Raw genomic sequence first — 16,848 nt, forward strand, 5'->3', positions numbered from 1 at the left:
TTCAGAGCCTGAGTTTGGCTCAAGATTTTCAGATCGATGTACCTCGACAGAACAACGGTCAGTCCTTTTTCGTCCCTGTGAGAGAGAGGGAAAAGGAAGTCGATCTCGGTGAGCTTCAAGGCTTGAGTTCGACACTAAAATTTCAGGTCGGTGTACCTCGACAGAACAACCCGGTCAGTCCCCTCTCCCTCCGGGAGAGGGCTAGGGTGAGGGGCTTTTCAGAGGTCACCCACCAAACCAACCCCAACGGAGGCCAACAGTGAAAACCCTCTGGCAACACTGCCACGTCGCAACCATGGCGCAAGGCGTCTACTCGATTATCGAGGATGCGGCCATCGTGACGTCCGGTGCGCTCATCGAGTGGATCGGCCCGCGCAATCAATTGCCGTCCGGCGAATACCCGGCGGTCAACGACCTGCAAGGCGCATGGGTCACCCCTGGCCTGATCGACTGCCACACCCACACCGTGTTCGGTGGCAACCGCAGCGGCGAATTTGAAAAGCGTCTGCAAGGCGTCAGCTATGCGGAAATCGCGGCATCCGGCGGTGGCATCGCCAGCACCGTGCGCGCGACTCGCGAAGCGACTGAAGACGAGCTGTTCGCCAGCGCCGCCAAACGTCTGAAAAGCCTGATGCGCGACGGCGTGACCACGGTCGAGATGAAATCCGGCTACGGCCTCGATCTGGCCAATGAACGCAAGATCCTCCGCGTTATCCGGCGCTTGGAAAAAGAGCTGCCGATCAGCGTGCGCAGCACCTGCTTGGCCGCCCACGCATTGCCACCGGAATACAAAGATCGCGCCGACGACTACATCGACCTGATCTGCACTCAGATGCTGCCAGCGTTGGCCGCCGAAGGTCTGGTCGACGCCGTGGACGCGTTCTGCGAATACCTGGCGTTCTCTCCCGAGCAAGTCGAACGCGTGTTCATCGCCGCGCAAAAACTCGGTCTGCCGGTGAAGCTGCACGCGGAGCAACTGTCGTCGCTGCACGGCTCCAGCCTCGCCGCGCGCTACAAGGCGCTGTCTGCGGATCACCTGGAGTTCATGGACGAGGCCGACGCCATCGCCATGGCCGAGGCCGACACTGTCGCCGTGCTGCTGCCGGGCGCGTTCTACTTTCTGCGTGAAACCCAACTGCCGCCGATGGATGCCCTGCGCAAGCACAAGGTGAAAATCGCCATCGCCAGCGACCTCAACCCCGGCACCTCGCCAGCGCTGTCATTGCGCCTGATGCTGAACATGGCCTGCACCTGTTTCCGCATGACCCCGGAAGAAGCCCTGGCCGGCGCGACGATTCACGCTGCGCAAGCGCTGGGCATGGCTGATACCCATGGCTCGCTGGAAGTCGGTAAGGTCGCGGATTTCGTTGCCTGGCACATCGATCGTCCGGCGGATCTGGCCTATTGGCTCGGCGGTGATCTGGACAAACGCGTCGTGCGTCACGGCGTCGAATCAAGTTTGTAGGAGAGCGGTTGTGGATAAGGTTCTGAACTTCAAACAAGGTCGCGTGCCGCTGCTGATCAGCATGCCGCATGCTGGTGTGCGCCTGACCCCGGTGGTGGAAGCCGGGTTGATCGCCGATGCGAAAAGCCTGCCGGACACTGACTGGCATATCCCCCAGCTGTACGATTTCGCCGAAGAACTGGGTGCCAGCACGTTGGCCGCAGAGTACTCACGGTTTGTCATCGATTTGAACCGGCCGTCCGACGACAAACCGTTGTACGCCGGTGCAACCACCGGGCTGTATCCGGCGACGTTGTTCGATGGCATTCCGTTGTTCCGTGAAGGTCTTGAACCGTCGAAAGAAGAGCGCGCGACTTATCTGGAACAGATCTGGACGCCGTACCACCGCACGCTTCAAGAAGAGCTGGCACGGCTGAAAGCCGAATTCGGTTACGCGCTGCTGTTCGATGCGCACTCGATCCGCTCGATCATCCCGCACCTGTTCGACGGCAAACTGCCGGATTTCAACCTCGGCACCTTCAATGGCGCCAGTTGTGATCCGCAATTGGCCACGCAACTGGAGGCTATCTGCGCGCGCCACGCTGATTACAGCCATGTGCTCAACGGCCGCTTCAAGGGCGGCCACATCACCCGCCATTACGGCAACCCGGCCGAGAACATCCACGCGGTGCAACTGGAGTTGTGCCAGAGCACCTACATGGAAGAGTTCGAACCGTTCCGCTATCGCGCCGATCTGGCCGAGCCGACGCAAGTAGTGCTCAAGCAACTGCTGCAAGGCTATCTGGCGTGGGCAAAGTCTCACTACGCCGCGTAACCCCTGTGGGAGCGAGCCTGCTCGCGAAGGCGTCCATTCAGCCAACATCTACGTTGAATGACACACCGCATTCGCGAGCAGGCTCGCTCCCACAGGATGGTGTCCAGCCTGCGAAGTTTACGGCTGACAAACGGTGACTGCTCTGGAGCATGCTCATTGACGTAAATCGGGTTTATGATGCCCAACGGCAGAATAATAGAAGTCCCCCCAGGGATGACCTCGACCCCTTACGGAGCGCGCAATGCAGACTTTGTTTCCGCAGATCAAACCTCACGCCCGGCACGATCTGGCTGTCGATGACACCCATACGCTGTACGTCGACGAAAGCGGTTCACCGGAGGGTTTGCCGGTTGTGTTCATCCACGGCGGCCCCGGCGCTGGTTGCGACGCGCAGAGCCGTCGTTATTTCGATCCGAATCTTTACCGTATTGTCACTTTCGACCAGCGCGGCTGCGGTCGCTCCACCCCGCACGCCAGTCTGGAAAACAACACCACCTGGGATCTGGTCGCCGACCTTGAGCGCATCCGCAAACACCTGGGCATCGACAAATGGGTGCTGTTCGGCGGTTCTTGGGGGTCGACCCTGGCGCTGGCTTACGCGCAAACCCACCCTGAGCGTGTACACGGTCTGATCCTGCGCGGGATCTTTCTCTGCCGTCCGCAGGAAATCGAGTGGTTCTATCAGGCCGGCGCCAGCCGTCTGTTCCCTGATTACTGGCAGGACTACATCGCACCGATTCCGCTGGACGAGCGCGACGACCTGCTCAGCGCTTTCCACAAGCGCCTGACCGGCAACGACCAGATTGCCCAGATGCACGCGGCCAAAGCCTGGTCGACCTGGGAAGGGCGTACCGCGACCTTGCGGCCGAACCCGCTGGTGGTCGATCGCTTCTCCGAACCGCAGCGCGCGCTATCGATCGCGCGGATCGAATGCCATTACTTCACCAACAACGCCTTTTTTGAGCCGAACCAGCTGATTCGCGACATGGGCAAGATCGCCCACCTGCCGGGCGTGATCATTCACGGCCGTTACGACGTGATCTGCCCGCTCGACAATGCCTGGGAATTGCATCAAGCCTGGCCGAACAGTGAATTGCAGGTGATCCGTGATGCGGGCCATGCGGCCTCCGAACCGGGCATTACCGATGCGCTGGTACGCGCGGCGGGCAACATGGCCCGGCGCCTGCTCGATCTGCCGCCCGAAGAAGCATGAAGGGGCTCCTACAGCGCGTACGTGGGGCGCGGGTTGAAGTCGCGGGTGAGGTGGTTGGCGCGGTAGATCACGGTTTATTGGTGCTGGTGGCGGTCGAACCCGACGACACGCGTACCAGCGCCGACAAACTTCTGCATAAACTGCTTAACTATCGGGTATTCAGTGATGCGGAGGGCAAGATGAACTTGTCCCTCGCCGATGTCGGCGGTGGGTTGCTGCTGGTCTCGCAGTTCACCCTCGCGGCCGACACCAAAAGCGGGTTGCGCCCGAGCTTTTCGACGGCCGCGCCTCCGGCCTTGGGCGAGGAATTGTTCGACTATCTATTGAGCAGTGCGAAACAGGTGCATGGCACTGTGGCATCAGGTAGATTCGGCGCCGATATGCAGGTGCATTTGGTCAACGATGGCCCGGTTACCTTTTTGTTACAGACCTGAAAGCGCTTGAAACACCTTTTTAGGAAATTTCGACTGTTTTTAAGGTGTTTTCGCGATAAATACTTTGTTACCCCTGATGCGTTGTCATGCGGGCTACTAGATAATCGCGCGCACTGGGATCAGCGTTCGCTGGTTCATTTTTGACTTAGGTAGAGACTTGTCTGGATCCGGTTGGGGAATCATTTTGCCCCTGCGGAGTCGGAACAATGCTCGCCAACCTGGCATATAGATAGCTGGCCGTTGGTTTATTGATCTGTTTTCGGCGAGGGTTGCTCGTGATTGTTAGTCCCTGTAATGCAGCAAAAATGTCTGCCAAACGCATGCGAAGTGCCCTGGTAGCGGGTTCGGCGCTCCTGTGCCTGCTCAGCGCCGGCCAGCTTTGGGCGTTCAATCTTGACGATGTATCGGCGAAGGCTAAAGAACTGGCAGGGCAGAAGTTCGAAGCCCCGCGCAGCAACCTGCCGAACGAATTCCGCGATATGAAGTTCGCGGACTATCAGAAAATCCGCTTCCTCACCGAAAAGGCTGAGTGGGCTGATCAGAAGACCCCATTCAAACTGTCCTTCTATCACCAGGGTATGCACTTCGATACGCCGGTGAAAATCAACGAAATCACGGCGAACACCGTCGAAGAGATCAAATATGATCCGACGCGCTTCGATTTCGGCGACCTGAAATTCGATCCGAAAGCCACCGAACAACTGGGTTATGCCGGTTTCCGTGTGCTGTACCCGATCAACAAGGCCGACAAGCAAGACGAAATCATGACCATGCTCGGCGCGAGTTACTTCCGCGTTGTCGGCAAGGGCCACACCTACGGCCTCTCGGCCCGTGGTCTGGCGATTGATACCGCGCTGCCGTCGGGCGAAGAATTCCCGCGTTTCCGCGAGTTCTGGATTCAACAGCCGAAGCCGGGCGACAAGCACCTGGTGATCTTCGCTCTGCTGGATTCGCCGCGCGCTACCGGTGCCTACCGTCTGATCCTGCGTCCGGGCAGCGACACCATTGTCGACGTCAAAGCGCAGATGTTCCTGCGTGACAAGGTCGGCAAACTGGGCATCGCGCCACTGACCAGCATGTTCCTGTTCGGCGCCAACCAGCCGTCGAAAGTCCTCAACTACCGTCGTGAACTGCACGACTCCAGCGGTCTGTCGATCCATGCCGGCAATGGCGAGTGGATCTGGCGCCCGCTGAATAACCCGAAACACCTGGCCGTGAGCAACTTCAGCATCGAGAACCCGCGCGGTTTCGGTCTGCTGCAACGTGGTCGCGACTTCAGCCATTACGAAGACCTCGACGACCGCTACGACAAGCGCCCAAGCGCCTGGATCGAGCCGAAGGGCGAGTGGGGCAAGGGCACCGTTGATCTGGTAGAGATTCCGACCGCCGACGAAACCAACGACAACATCGTTGCGTTCTGGAGCCCGGAAAAAATGCCGGAGCCGGGCCAGCCACTGGACTTCGCCTACCGTATGCACTGGACCATGGACGAAGCGGCGATTCACGCGCCGGACAGCGCCTGGGTATCGCAGACTCTGCGTTCGACCGGTGACGTCAAGCAATCGAACCTGATCCGTCAGCCGGATGGCAGCGTTGCTTACCTGGTCGACTTCGAAGGTCCATCGCTGGCTGCTCTGGCACCGGATGCCGACGTGCGCAGTCAGGTCAGCGTCGGCGACAACGCCGAACTGGTTGAAAACAGCGTGCGCTACAACCCGGAAACCAAGGGCTGGCGCTTGACCCTGCGGATGAAAATCAAGGACGCGAGCAAGTCGACCGAGATGCGTGCTGCCCTGGTGCAGCCAATCGTCACGGCTGATCTGGCCAAGTCTTCGGTGCCGGCGTCCAACTCGTCCGTTGCCAAGGCCGACAAGGTTGCCGCCAAGCAACAAGAGAAAATCGACAAGGAAGCCAAGGCCGCCGAGGCTAAACAGGCCGACGCCAAGCCAGCTGCAGATGCCAAGGACAAGGCCAACAAAGACGCCAAGCAGCCAGTTGCTGCCGACGCGGCCCCAGCCACACCGGAATCGGCGCCGACTGAAGAAGTCCTGACCGAGACCTGGAGCTATCAGTTGCCTGCCGATGAGTAACTCTCAAGTACAGCCAGAGACTCTGTCCGAGTATCTGGCGCATCTGCCGATGACCGACGAGCAGCGCGCGGAACTCGCGGGCTGCCAGTCGTTCAGCGAGTTGCATGAACGCCTGTCGTCCTCGACGTTCGACGCCCCTGCCGAGGCCGCCCAGGCCTCGGTGGGCAAGCGCCTGACCCTGAGCACCGCCGAAGAACTTGAAGACGCGGAGATGCTGGTGCTCGACGCCAGTGGCCGCGTCAGCATGAAGGCCACGCCGCCGATCCGTAGGACCAAGGTCGTGCCGGAGCCATGGCGCACCAATATTCTGGTGCGTGGCTGGCGCCGCATGACCGGTCGCACCAACCCGCCGCAGCCGCCGAAGGACGAAAACGTCTTGCCGGCCGCGCGCTGGCGCACCGTTGGTTCGATCCGTCGCTACATTCTGTTGCTGCTGATGCTTGGCCAGACCATCGTCGCCGGCTGGTACATGAAAGGCATCATGCCGTACCAGGGCTGGTCGTTCGTCGATCTCGAAGAAGTCCTGCACCAGCCGCTGCTGCAAACCGCCACGCAAGTGCTGCCGTATGCGCTGCAAACCAGCATTCTGATTCTGTTCGGGATTCTGTTCTGCTGGGTATCGGCCGGTTTCTGGACCGCGTTGATGGGCTTCCTCGAGTTGCTCACCGGTCACGATAAATACCGTATCTCCGGCAAAAGCGCCGGCAACGAGCCGATTGCCAAAGACGCGCGTACCGCGCTGGTCATGCCGATCTGCAACGAAGACGTACCGCGCGTGTTCGCCGGTCTGCGGGCGACGTTCGAGTCGGTCGCTGCCACCGGAGATCTGGATCGTTTCGACTTCTTCGTTCTCAGCGACAGTAACGACACCGACATCTGCGTCGCCGAGCAACAGGCCTGGCTGGATGTCTGCCGCGAAGCCAAGGGCTTCGGCAAGATCTTCTATCGCCGCCGCCGCCGTCGCGTCAAACGTAAAAGCGGCAACCTCGACGACTTCTGCCGTCGTTGGGGCGGTGACTATAAATACATGGTCGTTCTCGACGCCGACTCGGTGATGAGCGGCGAGTGCCTGACCAGTCTGGTGCGCTTGATGGAAGCCACGCCGGACGCCGGGATCATCCAGACCGCGCCGCGTGCGTCGGGTATGGACACTCTTTACGCACGCATGCAGCAGTTTGCGACCCGCGTGTACGGCCCGCTGTTTACCGCCGGTCTGCACTTCTGGCAGTTGGGTGAATCCCACTACTGGGGTCACAACGCGATCATCCGCATGAAGCCGTTTATCGACCACTGCGCCCTGGCGCCGTTGCCGGGCAAAGGTGCGTTCTCCGGTGCGATTCTGTCTCACGACTTCGTTGAAGCCGCGCTGATGCGTCGTGCCGGTTGGGGCGTGTGGATTGCCTACGACTTGCCGGGCAGTTACGAAGAACTGCCGCCGAACCTGCTCGACGAACTCAAGCGTGACCGTCGCTGGTGCCACGGTAACCTGATGAACTTCCGTCTGTTCCTGGTCAAAGGTATGCACCCGGTGCACCGCGCGGTGTTCCTGACCGGCGTGATGTCGTACCTGTCGGCGCCGTTGTGGTTCTTCTTCCTGGTGTTGTCGACCGCGCTGCTGGCGGTGAACACGCTGATGGAGCCGCAGTACTTCCTGGAACCGCGTCAGCTCTATCCGCTATGGCCACAATGGCACCCGGACAAGGCGATCGCGCTGTTCTCGACGACCATCGTGCTGCTGTTCCTGCCGAAACTGTTGAGCATCATCCTGATCTGGGCCAAGGGCGCGAAAGAGTTCGGCGGCAAGTTCAAAGTGACCCTGTCGATGCTGCTGGAGATGTTGTTCTCCATGCTGCTGGCGCCGGTGCGGATGATTTTCCACACCCGTTTCGTCCTCGCCGCGTTCCTCGGCTGGGCCGCGACCTGGAACTCGCCACAGCGTGACGACGACTCGACGCCTTGGAGCGAAGCGGTCAAACGCCACGGCCCGCAGACCCTGCTGGGTTTCTGCTGGGCGCTGCTGGTGATCTGGCTGAATCCGAGCTTCCTCTGGTGGCTGGTGCCGATTGTCGGTTCGCTGATGCTGTCGATCCCGGTATCGGTGATCTCCAGCCGTGTCGGTCTGGGTCTGAAGTCCCGTGACGAGAGCCTGTTCCTCATCCCTGAGGAATACAATCCGCCACAGGCGCTGCTGGCGACCGATCAGTACACCCACGAAAACCGTTACCACGCCCTCAACGACGGCTTCGTCCGCGCGGTGGTCGACCCACAGCAGAACGCTTTGGCGTGCTCGCTGGCGACCTCGCGTCACGGTCAGGCCGAGCCGATCGAGTGGCTGCGTCAGGAACGTGTGCGTCACGCGATCAAGGTTGGCCCGGCCGGGCTGAACAACCATGATCGTCTGCAACTGCTGAGCGATCCTGTTGCCCTGGCACGTCTGCATGAGCAGGTCTGGGCCGAAGGTCACGCCGAGTGGCTGGATGCGTGGCGGGCGTCGGTGAAGGCCGATCCGCATGCACCGTTGCTGCCGTTGCGACCGGTGAGCTTGCAGGCGCAGCCGGCCTGATGAAGAAACCCCGCGATAATGCGGGGTTTTTTTATGGCGCTGAAAAGCCCCTCACCCTAGCCCTCTCCCAGAGGGAGAGGGGACCGACCGCGTTGAATATTCGAGTTACACCGGCCTGAAATATCTAGTCGAACTCGGATTTGAACAGCATGAAGATCGGCTCCCTTTCCCCCTCGCCCCCTTGGGGGAGAGGGTTGGGGTGAGGGGGTAGCTCTTGATTGTTAAACAAATCGTCCATTAAACCTTGTGCAAAAAAACGAGTGCGTTAGCATCCGTCCCCGAATTGGCGCACCCGGGCTTTTTTGCCCGTCACTGTTGGTTTTCGCGCCGCACACGCAATGGTTTTGGGGACTTGAAGATGAAGAAGTATCTGTCGATGCTGCTGGTCGGCGTCACGGCACTGGTTGCAGTCAATGCGGCGCAGGCTGGCGCAATCGATGACGCGGTCAAGCGCGGCACGTTGAAAGTCGGGATGGATCCGACCTACATGCCGTTCGAAATGACCAATAAGCGCGGCGAAATCATCGGTTTCGAAGTCGACATCCTCAAAGCCATGTCCAAGGCCATGGGCGTCAAACTGGAACTGGTTTCTACCGGTTACGACGGCATCATCCCGGCGCTGATGACCGACAAGTTCGACATGATCGGCAGCGGCATGACCCTGACTCAGGAACGCAACCTGCGCCTGAACTTCAGCGAACCGTTCATCGTTGTCGGCCAGACCCTGCTGATCCGCAAGGAGCTGGAAGGCACCATCAAGTCCTACAAAGACCTGAACACTGCCGACTACCGCATCACCTCCAAGCTCGGCACCACCGGCGAAATGGTCGCCAAGAAGCTGATCTCCAAAGCCAAGTACCACGGCTACGACAACGAGCAGGAAGCTGTACTGGACGTGGTCAACGGCAAGGCTGACGCCTTTATCTACGACGCGCCGTACAACGTTGTTGCGGTGACCAAGGTCGGCGCCGGCAAACTGGTGTTCCTCGACAAGCCGTTCACCTACGAGCCACTGGCTTTCGGTCTGAAGAAGGGTGACTACGACAGCCTCAACTTCATCAACAACTTCCTGCACCAGATCCACGAAGACGGCACCTACGATCGCATCCATGACAAGTGGTTCAAGAGCACCGAGTGGCTCAAGGACATGGAATAAGCCCGGTCAGATAGACCGAGTCGCCCCATTCGCGATCAAGCTCGCTCCCACAGAGGAATGCATTCCAATGTGGGAGCGAGCTTGCTCGCGAAGAGGCCCTCCAGAGCAACACAAAATCCGGAACCTGCAATGAAACATAAAAAAGCCCAATGGCCCTGGCACGTCCTCACCGTGCTGGTGCTGGTCGGCCTGGCGGGCGCGTTGTATTACGCGACGTCGCTGATGTCCTACGAATGGCGCTGGAACCGCGTGCCGCAGTACTTCGCCTATCAGGCTGAAGAAACCCAGCGTGCCACTGACATTTCCACCGTCACCGAACTGGTGCGCAAGGGCAGCAGCGCGCAAGTCACCCTGCGCAATGACGCCGGTGACGAGCAGCACCTGACCGTCGACGAGAACAGCCTGCAATTCGCTCAGGGCGACGATGTGGCCGAAGGCGACGTCGTGGGCGTGACCCGGCATTGGGCGGCAGGGCCGCTGTTGTGGGGCCTATGGACCACGCTTTGGTTGTCAGTCGTTTCCGGCATCCTGGGTTTGCTGATCGGTCTGGTCACCGGCCTCTGCCGGCTGTCGAACAACCCGACCCTGCGCGACCTCTCGACGATCTATGTCGAACTGGTGCGCGGCACACCATTGCTGGTGCAGATCTTCATTTTCTACTTCTTCATCGGTACGGTGATGAACCTGTCCCGCGAATTCGCCGGGATCGCCGCGCTGTCGCTGTTTACCGGCGCGTATGTGGCGGAAATCATCCGTTCCGGCGTGCAGTCGATTGCCCGTGGCCAGAACGAAGCGGCGCGCTCCCTCGGCTTGAGCGCTGGTCAGTCGATGCGTCACGTGGTGCTGCCACAAGCGTTCAAACGCGTGCTGCCGCCGTTGGCCGGGCAGTTCATCAGTCTGGTCAAGGACACCTCGCTGGTGTCGGTGATTGCCATCACCGAGCTGCTGAAAAGTGGCCGTGAAGTCATCACCACATCGTTCTCGCCGTTCGAAATCCTGTTCTGCGTCGCCGGTCTGTACCTGTTGATCAACCTGCCGCTGTCGAAAATCGCCAGCCGGCTTGAGCGGAGGCTCGCGCAAAGTGATTGAAGTCCGCGATCTGGTAAAAGTCTTCGACACCCGTGGGCAAGTGGTGCGTGCGGTGGATAACGTCAGCACCACGGTGGCCAAGGGCGAAGTGCTGGTGGTCATCGGCCCTTCGGGTTCCGGCAAGTCGACCTTCCTGCGCTGCCTCAATGGCCTGGAGGAGTTTGACTCGGGCTCGGTGAGCATCGACGGTCTGCAACTGGCCGACCCGAAAACCGACGTCAACGCCTACCGCCGTGAAGTTGGCATGGTGTTCCAGCATTTCAACCTGTTCCCGCACATGACCGTGCTGGAAAACCTTTGTCTGGCGCAGAAGGTCGTGCGCAAGCGCGGCAAGAAAGAGCGCGAAGCCAAGGCGATGGAGTTGCTGAAAAAGGTCGGGATTGCACAGAAGGCTAACGAGTTTCCGTCACGCCTGTCCGGCGGTCAGCAACAGCGCGTGGCGATTGCCCGGGCGCTGGCGATGGAACCTAAGGTGATGTTGTTCGATGAGCCGACCTCGGCGCTCGACCCGGAAATGGTCGGTGAGGTGCTGGACGTGATGAAGAACCTGGCTGTGGAAGGCATGACCATGGTCTGCGTCACCCACGAAATGGGTTTTGCCCGGGAAGTGGCGGATCGGGTGTTGTTCTTCGATCACGGCAAGCTGCTGGAAGATGCCGCACCGGCTGAGTTCTTTGATGCACCGAAGGATCCGCGCGCTCAGGCCTTCTTGCGTCAGGTCTTGTAATTTCAGCGTCTCTCAGGACGCCTTCGCGAGCAGGCTCGCTCCCACAGTTGACCGAGTTGTCCAAGCGGACGCGGCCCAATGTGGGAGCGAGCCTGCTCGCGAATGGCATCACCTCGGTTCACAGCGAACCGAGGTGGATGAATCACCTCAAACCTTGAAGCGCCCCACCAGCATCTGCAAGTGAGTGCCCAAGCGCGCCAGCTCAACGCTGGAAGCCGCCGTCTCTTCACTCGCCGCCGACGTCTGATCCGACACATCCCGCACATTCAGCACGCTCCGGTTGATCTCTTCAGCTACCGCGCTTTGCTGCTCGGCCGCTGCCGCAATCTGTTGGTTCATCGCCTGAATCGCCGACACGGTGCGGGTGATGCTTTCCAGTGAACCGCCTGCGCGACGGGTCAGCTCAACGCTGCTGTCGGTGAGGGTGCGGCTGTTGTCCATGATCGTTGCCACTTGCTGGGTGCCGTTCTGCAGGCCGACGATCAGCTCTTCGATCTCTTCGGTGGACTTCTGCGTGCGCTGCGCGAGGCTGCGTACTTCATCGGCCACCACGGCGAAGCCGCGTCCGGCTTCACCGGCACGCGCAGCCTCGATGGCCGCGTTGAGGGCCAGCAGGTTGGTTTGCTGGGCCACGGATTTGATCACGTCGAGGACGCTGCCGATCTTGTCGCTTTCGCGCTTCAGTTCGCCCATGGCCTCGGTGGAGTGGCCGACTTCAAGCGCCAGACGCTCGATCTGCGCGATGGCTTCGCCGACGACTTTGTCGCCTTCGCGGGCTTGTTGGTCGGCAGCCACGGCAGCTTCAGACGCTTCCTCGGCGTTGCGCGCGACTTCCTGCACGGTGGCGGCCATTTCGTTCATGGCGGTGGCGACCTGATCGGTCTCGATTTTCTGATTGTTGACCCCGGCGCTGGTCTGCTCGGTCACGGCGGAGAGTTCTTCGGCGGCGCTGGCGATCTGGGTGACGCCGTCGCTGATCCCGCCGACCAGTTCACGCAGGCCTTGGGTCATGCTCTGCATCGAACGCTGCAACTGGCCGAGTTCGTCGCGGCGCAAGGACACCAGATTGTGGGTCAGGTCGCCGGCGGCAACGCGCTCGGCGACTTTCAAGGTCTGGTTCAGCGGGATGATGATCTGGCGAGTGATCGCCCAAGCGGCGAGCAGACCGAACGCCACGGCAAGTAGAGTGGCGATGATCAGCATGTTCTTGGCGTGAGCGGCGTCGGTGTCGCGCACGATGGTTTGCGATTCGGTGAGTTTCTTGCTGACGTCGATGAGGATGTCGCCCTGCGTCGACATGCGCGCGGCGGCCTTGGCGTTGTTGACCTGCGAGTCACGGAACTGCGCAACGGCCGCGCGATAGGCTTTGATCGAGTCAGTAGCCTGTTGCAGGTTGGCGATGTGCTGTTCCGGCAGTTTTGCCGGCAGGCTGTCGAGGTTTTTCAGGGCGTTGTCGATGGCGTCGAGCGCCGGTTGCTCGGCTTCGGCCTTGCCGCTGTAGGTGTAGCCGCGCACTTGGTAGCGTGCTTGCTGCAGCAGTTTGCTCAGCTCGATCACACTGTTGAATTGCGCGACGCTGTCACCCGCCAGCATGGATTTTTCCACCTCCGCGACTTTCGCCACGGCATTGTCGGCGCTGGCGCCGAGCTTGCTGCGGGCGTCTTCGCGCTGCACGGTGGCCTGGGTCATGTCGGCAAAGGCGCGTTTGTATTCCGTAACGGCGGCCAGTTGTTGATCGACCATCGCCGCGTCGGACGGCTGTTCAATCAGGCTGCGCGCGGTTTGCAGGCCGCTGTCGAGTTTGTTGAGCAGATCGGTGACCGCGCCAGGACCTTGTTCGCCGCGGCGTGCTTCGTAGTCCAGACGCGCGAGGCGCAGGTCCTTGGTCAGCTCGTTGAGGCTGGAGATAAAGCCGAGTTTGTCACCGCGGCTGATGATGCCGCTCATGCCGGTCCAGCCGGTGAAGGTGATCAACAGTGTCAGCAACAACACCAGGCCGAAACCGATACCCAGCTTGCGTTTGACGCTGACGTTTCCAAGACTCTCGGCTAACCAACGGTACATGCCACCACTCCCTTCGGACCACTAATTGGACTTATGGAGAAGGTATCGGCCGAATGATGGCAATCTGTAACGCCATTTATCCGCCGGCCCCGCACAGTGCAAATGTAGGAGCTGCCGAAGGCTGCGATCTTTTGATCTTGCTTCTAAAACAACATCAAAAGATCGCAGCCTTCGGCAGCTCCACAGGGGAGCGGTGTTTGGTTAGAAGAGCCGGGCGAGTAGGGCAGTGACGGCGGTTTCGACACGCAGGATGCGTTCGCCGAGTTGCACCGGTTGCAGGCCGGACTTGGCCAGCAGATCGATTTCGTAGGGAATCCAGCCGCCTTCAGGGCCGATGGCCAGGGTCACGGGTTCGTTGAGGGCGCGTGGGCACGGCGGATAGTTACCGGGATGGCCGACCAGACCGAGGGTGCCTTCGGTAATCGCCGGCAGCCGATCTTCAACAAACGGCTTGAAGCGCTTCTCGATGATGATTTCCGGCAGCACGGTGTCGCGGGCCTGTTCGAGGCCGAGGATCAAATTTTCGCGAATCGCCTCAGGCTCAAGAAAAGGCGTCTGCCAGAAGCTTTTTTCGACCCGATAGCTGTTGACCAGAATCACATTGGACACGCCCATGGTCGCCACGGTCTGAAATACTCGGCGGAGCATTTTCGGACGCGGCAGCGCCAGCACGAGGGTCAATGGTAGTTTGGCCGGTGGCGGCTGATCGAGAGTGACGCGCAGCTCAGCTTCGCCTGTTTCCAGTCGGAGCAACTCAGCCGAACCCATCAGCCCGTTGATGCGCCCGACGCGCAAGCTGTCACCGACTTCCGAACGATGAACTTCCTGCATGTGCGTCAAGCGCCGATCACGCAGCACCACGCGGTCGGCCGCAATGAAATCGGCCTCTTCGAGCAACAGCAGGTTCATGCCTGGGTCGCTGGCGGCTGGTCGTTGTGGTCGTCGGCCGGGTTCTCGTCCGGGCGTTCGCGCTTGCTGATCAAACCACCGAACAGAATGCCGATTTCAAACAGCATCCACATCGGCACGGCCAGCAGGGTCTGCGAGAAGATGTCCGGCGGCGTCAGGATCATGCCGACCACGAAGCAGCCGATGATCACGTATGGGCGGATCTTCTTCAGGTAGGCGACGTCGACCACGCCGATCCACACCAGCAGCACCACGGCGACCGGGATCTCGAACGCCACGCCGAAAGCGAAGAACAGCGTCATGACGAAATCGAGGTAACTGGCGATGTCGGTCATCATTTCCACGCCGGCCGGGGTGGCCGCGGCGAAGAACTTGAAGATCAGCGGGAACACGAAGTAATAGGCGAACGCCATGCCGGTGTAGAACAGCAGAATGCTCGACACCAGCAGCGGCACTGCGATGCGTTTCTCATGCTTGTACAGGCCCGGCGCGATAAAGCCCCAGATCTGATGCAGGATCACCGGTATCGCGAGGAACAGCGAGACCATCATCGTCAGCTTCAGCGGTGTCAGGAACGGCGACGACACATCGGTGGCGATCATCGTCGCGCCGACCGGCAGGTACTGGCGCAGCGGCGTCGAGACGAAGGTGTAGATCTGCTGGGTGAACGCGAACAGCCCGGCGAAGATGATGAAGATCGCCGCCACACAACGCAGCAGGCGGGTGCGCAACTCGGTGAGGTGCGAAACCAGCGGCATGTGCTGGTCGTTTTCGGGGAGATCGCTCATGGGGCTCGCGGCGGCAATGTTGGGTCGTGAGGCGCTGGTTGGATCGGCGCGGCGGTTGGAGATACATATTCAACCGAAGTTTCTGCAGGCGCGACCGCCGGTACTGCCGGCGTTACAACGGCAGCAGGTGCAGGTGTCGGAGCAGGTGCAGCAACAGGCGCGGTTGGCGCATGAATCGTCTGCTGACCCACATGCTCAACCGGCGTCGGTTCCTGCTGAACCGGGCTGAAAATCTTCCGCGCCTCCTGCTCCAGCGACAGAATGTGCTCGTTGTGCAGTTGCCGACGGATCTCGTCGGCACCGATTTCACGTTCAACTTCCTGTTTGATCGCGTTGAAGCTGCGCTTCAGCCGACCGACCCACAGGCCAGCAGTGCGCGCAGCGCCCGGCAGACGCTCGGGGCCCAGCACCAGCAGGGCCACGAGGCCGACGAGCAGCAGTTCAGAGAAGCTGATACCAAACATTAGTCAGTGCTCACACGTCTTTGCGGATCGGCTCTTCGACTTTCTGCGCCTGCACGTCGATGGTGTGCGGCGGGTTGGCCTGAGCGGTGGCTTGCGGCTGCACCGGTGGCACTGGCTGTGCAGGCGTCACGGTAGGATCAGCGGCCGGTTTTTCGTCGTCGTTCATGGCTTTGCGAAAGCCCTTGATCGACTCGCCAACGTCGGTGCCGAGGTTTTTCAGTTTCTTGGTGCCGAACACCAGCACCACGACAACCAGAATGACGATCCAGTGTTTCCAGTCAAAAATGCCCATGTTGCTGTTCCTCTCTAAAAATTGTTCAGGCGGACGGACGCGAGGCTTTCTCGACGTGTCCGGACAGGCCGAAGCGACGGTCCAGTTCATCCAGCACGGCCTGCGGATGCTGCCCCAGTTGGGCGAGCATGACCATGCTGTGGAACCACAGGTCGGCGGTCTCGTAGATCACGTCGCTGCAGTCGCCGCTGATGGCGGCGTCCTTGGCGGCAATAATGGTTTCGACCGACTCTTCGCCGACTTTCTCCAGAATCTTGTTCAAACCCTTGTGATACAGACTAGCCACATAGGAGCTGTCGGCGGCTGCGCCTTTGCGCTCTTCAAGTACCTGAGCGAGGCGGGTCAGGGTGTCACTCATGTTTGTGTCCTGCGGAATAGATTGCGTGCGGATCTTTGAGGACCGGGTCGACTGTCTTCCAGTCGCCGTTTTCGAAGACACGGTAAAAGCAGCTTTGACGGCCGGTATGGCAAGCGATGTCGCCGATCTGTTCAACCATCAGGATGATCACGTCGGCGTCACAGTCCAGACGCATTTCATGCAAGGTCTGTACATGGCCGGACTCTTCGCCCTTGCGCCACAGCTTGCCACGGGAACGTGACCAGTAGATTGCACGGTTTTCCGCAGCGGTCAGTTCGAGCGCCTCGCGGTTCATCCAGGCCATCATCAGCACGCGTCCGGTCTTGTGATCCTGGGCAATCGCCGGCACCAGGCCATCAGCGTCCCACTTGATCTCGTCCAGCCAGTTGTTCATTTTCGACTCCGACAGCGAACCCCACACT

The 16,848-nt window shown here is 60.3% G+C and carries 16 protein-coding genes and 1 pseudogene; 9 read left to right on the plus strand and 8 right to left on the minus strand.

The features are described 5' to 3' along the window. Positions 1–259: 259 nt before the first annotated feature. The 9 genes from hutI to F8N44_RS08510 all read left to right on the plus strand — a co-directional run bounded on the left by hutI (position 260) and on the right by F8N44_RS08510 (position 11,551). Positions 260–1,465, plus strand: a complete 1,206-nt coding sequence (hutI, locus tag F8N44_RS08470; RefSeq protein WP_150650001.1) for an imidazolonepropionase — start codon at positions 260–262, stop codon at positions 1,463–1,465. 10 nt (positions 1,466–1,475) lie between these two features. Next, positions 1,476–2,279, plus strand: a complete 804-nt coding sequence (gene hutG, locus F8N44_RS08475; protein WP_150650002.1) for an N-formylglutamate deformylase — start codon at positions 1,476–1,478, stop codon at positions 2,277–2,279. A 241-nt stretch (positions 2,280–2,520) separates the two neighbouring features. Next, positions 2,521–3,492 (plus strand): prolyl aminopeptidase, encoded by a 972-nt coding sequence (gene pip, locus F8N44_RS08480; protein ID WP_150650003.1) that lies wholly within the window; start codon positions 2,521–2,523, stop codon positions 3,490–3,492. After that, positions 3,489–3,926, plus strand: coding sequence for a D-aminoacyl-tRNA deacylase (gene dtd / locus F8N44_RS08485; RefSeq protein WP_007909321.1), 438 nt, complete (start codon positions 3,489–3,491; stop codon positions 3,924–3,926). Before pip ends, dtd begins: the two co-directional genes overlap by 4 nt. Before the next feature lie 305 nt (positions 3,927–4,231). Further along, the gene (locus tag F8N44_RS08490) at positions 4,232–6,016 is read left to right on the plus strand and encodes a glucan biosynthesis protein G (protein WP_163004807.1); all 1,785 of its coding nucleotides are present in this window, start codon (positions 4,232–4,234) and stop codon (positions 6,014–6,016) included. Continuing rightward, entirely contained in the window at positions 6,009–8,579 is a 2,571-nt protein-coding gene (gene mdoH, locus F8N44_RS08495; RefSeq protein WP_095120741.1) for a glucans biosynthesis glucosyltransferase MdoH, read from the plus strand. Before F8N44_RS08490 ends, mdoH begins: the two co-directional genes overlap by 8 nt. 358 nt (positions 8,580–8,937) lie before the next feature. Continuing rightward, positions 8,938–9,735: a transporter substrate-binding domain-containing protein gene (locus F8N44_RS08500; RefSeq protein WP_034152980.1), complete on the plus strand. Its 798-nt coding sequence runs from the start codon at positions 8,938–8,940 to the stop codon at positions 9,733–9,735. A 129-nt stretch (positions 9,736–9,864) separates the two neighbouring features. Continuing rightward, positions 9,865–10,824: an amino acid ABC transporter permease gene (locus F8N44_RS08505; RefSeq protein WP_150650004.1), complete on the plus strand. Its 960-nt coding sequence runs from the start codon at positions 9,865–9,867 to the stop codon at positions 10,822–10,824. After that, the gene (locus F8N44_RS08510; RefSeq protein ID WP_064388890.1) at positions 10,817–11,551 is read left to right on the plus strand and encodes an amino acid ABC transporter ATP-binding protein; all 735 of its coding nucleotides are present in this window, start codon (positions 10,817–10,819) and stop codon (positions 11,549–11,551) included. The genes F8N44_RS08505 and F8N44_RS08510 overlap by 8 nt, the downstream gene beginning before the upstream one ends. Before the next feature lie 147 nt (positions 11,552–11,698). Here F8N44_RS08510 and F8N44_RS32155 read toward each other — a convergent pair whose 3' ends face one another. The 8 genes and pseudogenes from F8N44_RS32155 to hisI form a co-directional block, all read right to left on the minus strand. Beyond that, a complete protein-coding gene (locus F8N44_RS32155) occupies positions 11,699–12,571 on the minus strand; it encodes a methyl-accepting chemotaxis protein (protein ID WP_371042266.1) in 873 nt (290 codons plus the stop codon). Next, positions 12,554–13,615, minus strand: a pseudogene (locus tag F8N44_RS32160) (methyl-accepting chemotaxis protein); the annotation flags it as partial. The gene F8N44_RS32155 and the pseudogene F8N44_RS32160, both read right to left, overlap by 18 nt. A gap of 201 nt (positions 13,616–13,816) precedes the next feature. Next, positions 13,817–14,524: a 16S rRNA (uracil(1498)-N(3))-methyltransferase gene (locus tag F8N44_RS08520; protein WP_150650006.1), complete on the minus strand. Its 708-nt coding sequence runs from the start codon at positions 14,522–14,524 to the stop codon at positions 13,817–13,819. Beyond that, positions 14,521–15,312: a twin-arginine translocase subunit TatC gene (gene tatC, locus F8N44_RS08525; protein ID WP_007909342.1), complete on the minus strand. Its 792-nt coding sequence runs from the start codon at positions 15,310–15,312 to the stop codon at positions 14,521–14,523. Before tatC ends, F8N44_RS08520 begins: the two co-directional genes overlap by 4 nt. Beyond that, positions 15,309–15,776, minus strand: a complete 468-nt coding sequence (gene tatB / locus F8N44_RS08530; RefSeq protein ID WP_150650007.1) for a Sec-independent protein translocase protein TatB — start codon at positions 15,774–15,776, stop codon at positions 15,309–15,311. Before tatB ends, tatC begins: the two co-directional genes overlap by 4 nt. A gap of 10 nt (positions 15,777–15,786) precedes the next feature. Next, a complete protein-coding gene (locus F8N44_RS08535) occupies positions 15,787–16,068 on the minus strand; it encodes a twin-arginine translocase TatA/TatE family subunit (RefSeq protein WP_003220847.1) in 282 nt (93 codons plus the stop codon). Between the two features lie 25 nt (positions 16,069–16,093). Then, on the minus strand, positions 16,094–16,426 hold the full coding sequence (locus F8N44_RS08540) for a phosphoribosyl-ATP diphosphatase (protein ID WP_003220849.1): 333 nt from the start codon (positions 16,424–16,426) through the stop codon (positions 16,094–16,096). Then, a complete protein-coding gene (gene hisI / locus F8N44_RS08545) occupies positions 16,419–16,820 on the minus strand; it encodes a phosphoribosyl-AMP cyclohydrolase (protein ID WP_064117075.1) in 402 nt (133 codons plus the stop codon). Before hisI ends, F8N44_RS08540 begins: the two co-directional genes overlap by 8 nt. Positions 16,821–16,848 lie beyond the last annotated feature (28 nt).

This window comes from Pseudomonas fluorescens (assembly GCF_902497745.1).
GTDB lineage: Bacteria > Pseudomonadota > Gammaproteobacteria > Pseudomonadales > Pseudomonadaceae > Aquipseudomonas > Aquipseudomonas fluorescens_BM.

What these genes read in the sequence shown, in the direction of transcription:
- F8N44_RS32155 (WP_371042266.1), bottom strand. Translation starts at nt 12,571, where the DNA reads ATGCAGAGCATGACCCAAGGCCTGCGTGAACTGGTCGGCGGGATCAGC.
- F8N44_RS08520 (WP_150650006.1), bottom strand. Translation starts at nt 14,524, where the DNA reads ATGAACCTGCTGTTGCTCGAAGAGGCCGATTTCATTGCGGCCGACCGC.
- F8N44_RS08500 (WP_034152980.1), top strand. Translation starts at nt 8,938, where the DNA reads ATGAAGAAGTATCTGTCGATGCTGCTGGTCGGCGTCACGGCACTGGTT.
- mdoH (WP_095120741.1), top strand. Translation starts at nt 6,009, where the DNA reads ATGAGTAACTCTCAAGTACAGCCAGAGACTCTGTCCGAGTATCTGGCG.
- tatB (WP_150650007.1), bottom strand. Translation starts at nt 15,776, where the DNA reads ATGTTTGGTATCAGCTTCTCTGAACTGCTGCTCGTCGGCCTCGTGGCC.
- tatC (WP_007909342.1), bottom strand. Translation starts at nt 15,312, where the DNA reads ATGAGCGATCTCCCCGAAAACGACCAGCACATGCCGCTGGTTTCGCAC.
- dtd (WP_007909321.1), top strand. Translation starts at nt 3,489, where the DNA reads ATGAAGGGGCTCCTACAGCGCGTACGTGGGGCGCGGGTTGAAGTCGCG.
- F8N44_RS08490 (WP_163004807.1), top strand. Translation starts at nt 4,232, where the DNA reads ATGTCTGCCAAACGCATGCGAAGTGCCCTGGTAGCGGGTTCGGCGCTC.
- pip (WP_150650003.1), top strand. Translation starts at nt 2,521, where the DNA reads ATGCAGACTTTGTTTCCGCAGATCAAACCTCACGCCCGGCACGATCTG.
- F8N44_RS08535 (WP_003220847.1), bottom strand. Translation starts at nt 16,068, where the DNA reads ATGGGCATTTTTGACTGGAAACACTGGATCGTCATTCTGGTTGTCGTG.
- hisI (WP_064117075.1), bottom strand. Translation starts at nt 16,820, where the DNA reads ATGAACAACTGGCTGGACGAGATCAAGTGGGACGCTGATGGCCTGGTG.
- F8N44_RS08540 (WP_003220849.1), bottom strand. Translation starts at nt 16,426, where the DNA reads ATGAGTGACACCCTGACCCGCCTCGCTCAGGTACTTGAAGAGCGCAAA.
- F8N44_RS08505 (WP_150650004.1), top strand. Translation starts at nt 9,865, where the DNA reads ATGAAACATAAAAAAGCCCAATGGCCCTGGCACGTCCTCACCGTGCTG.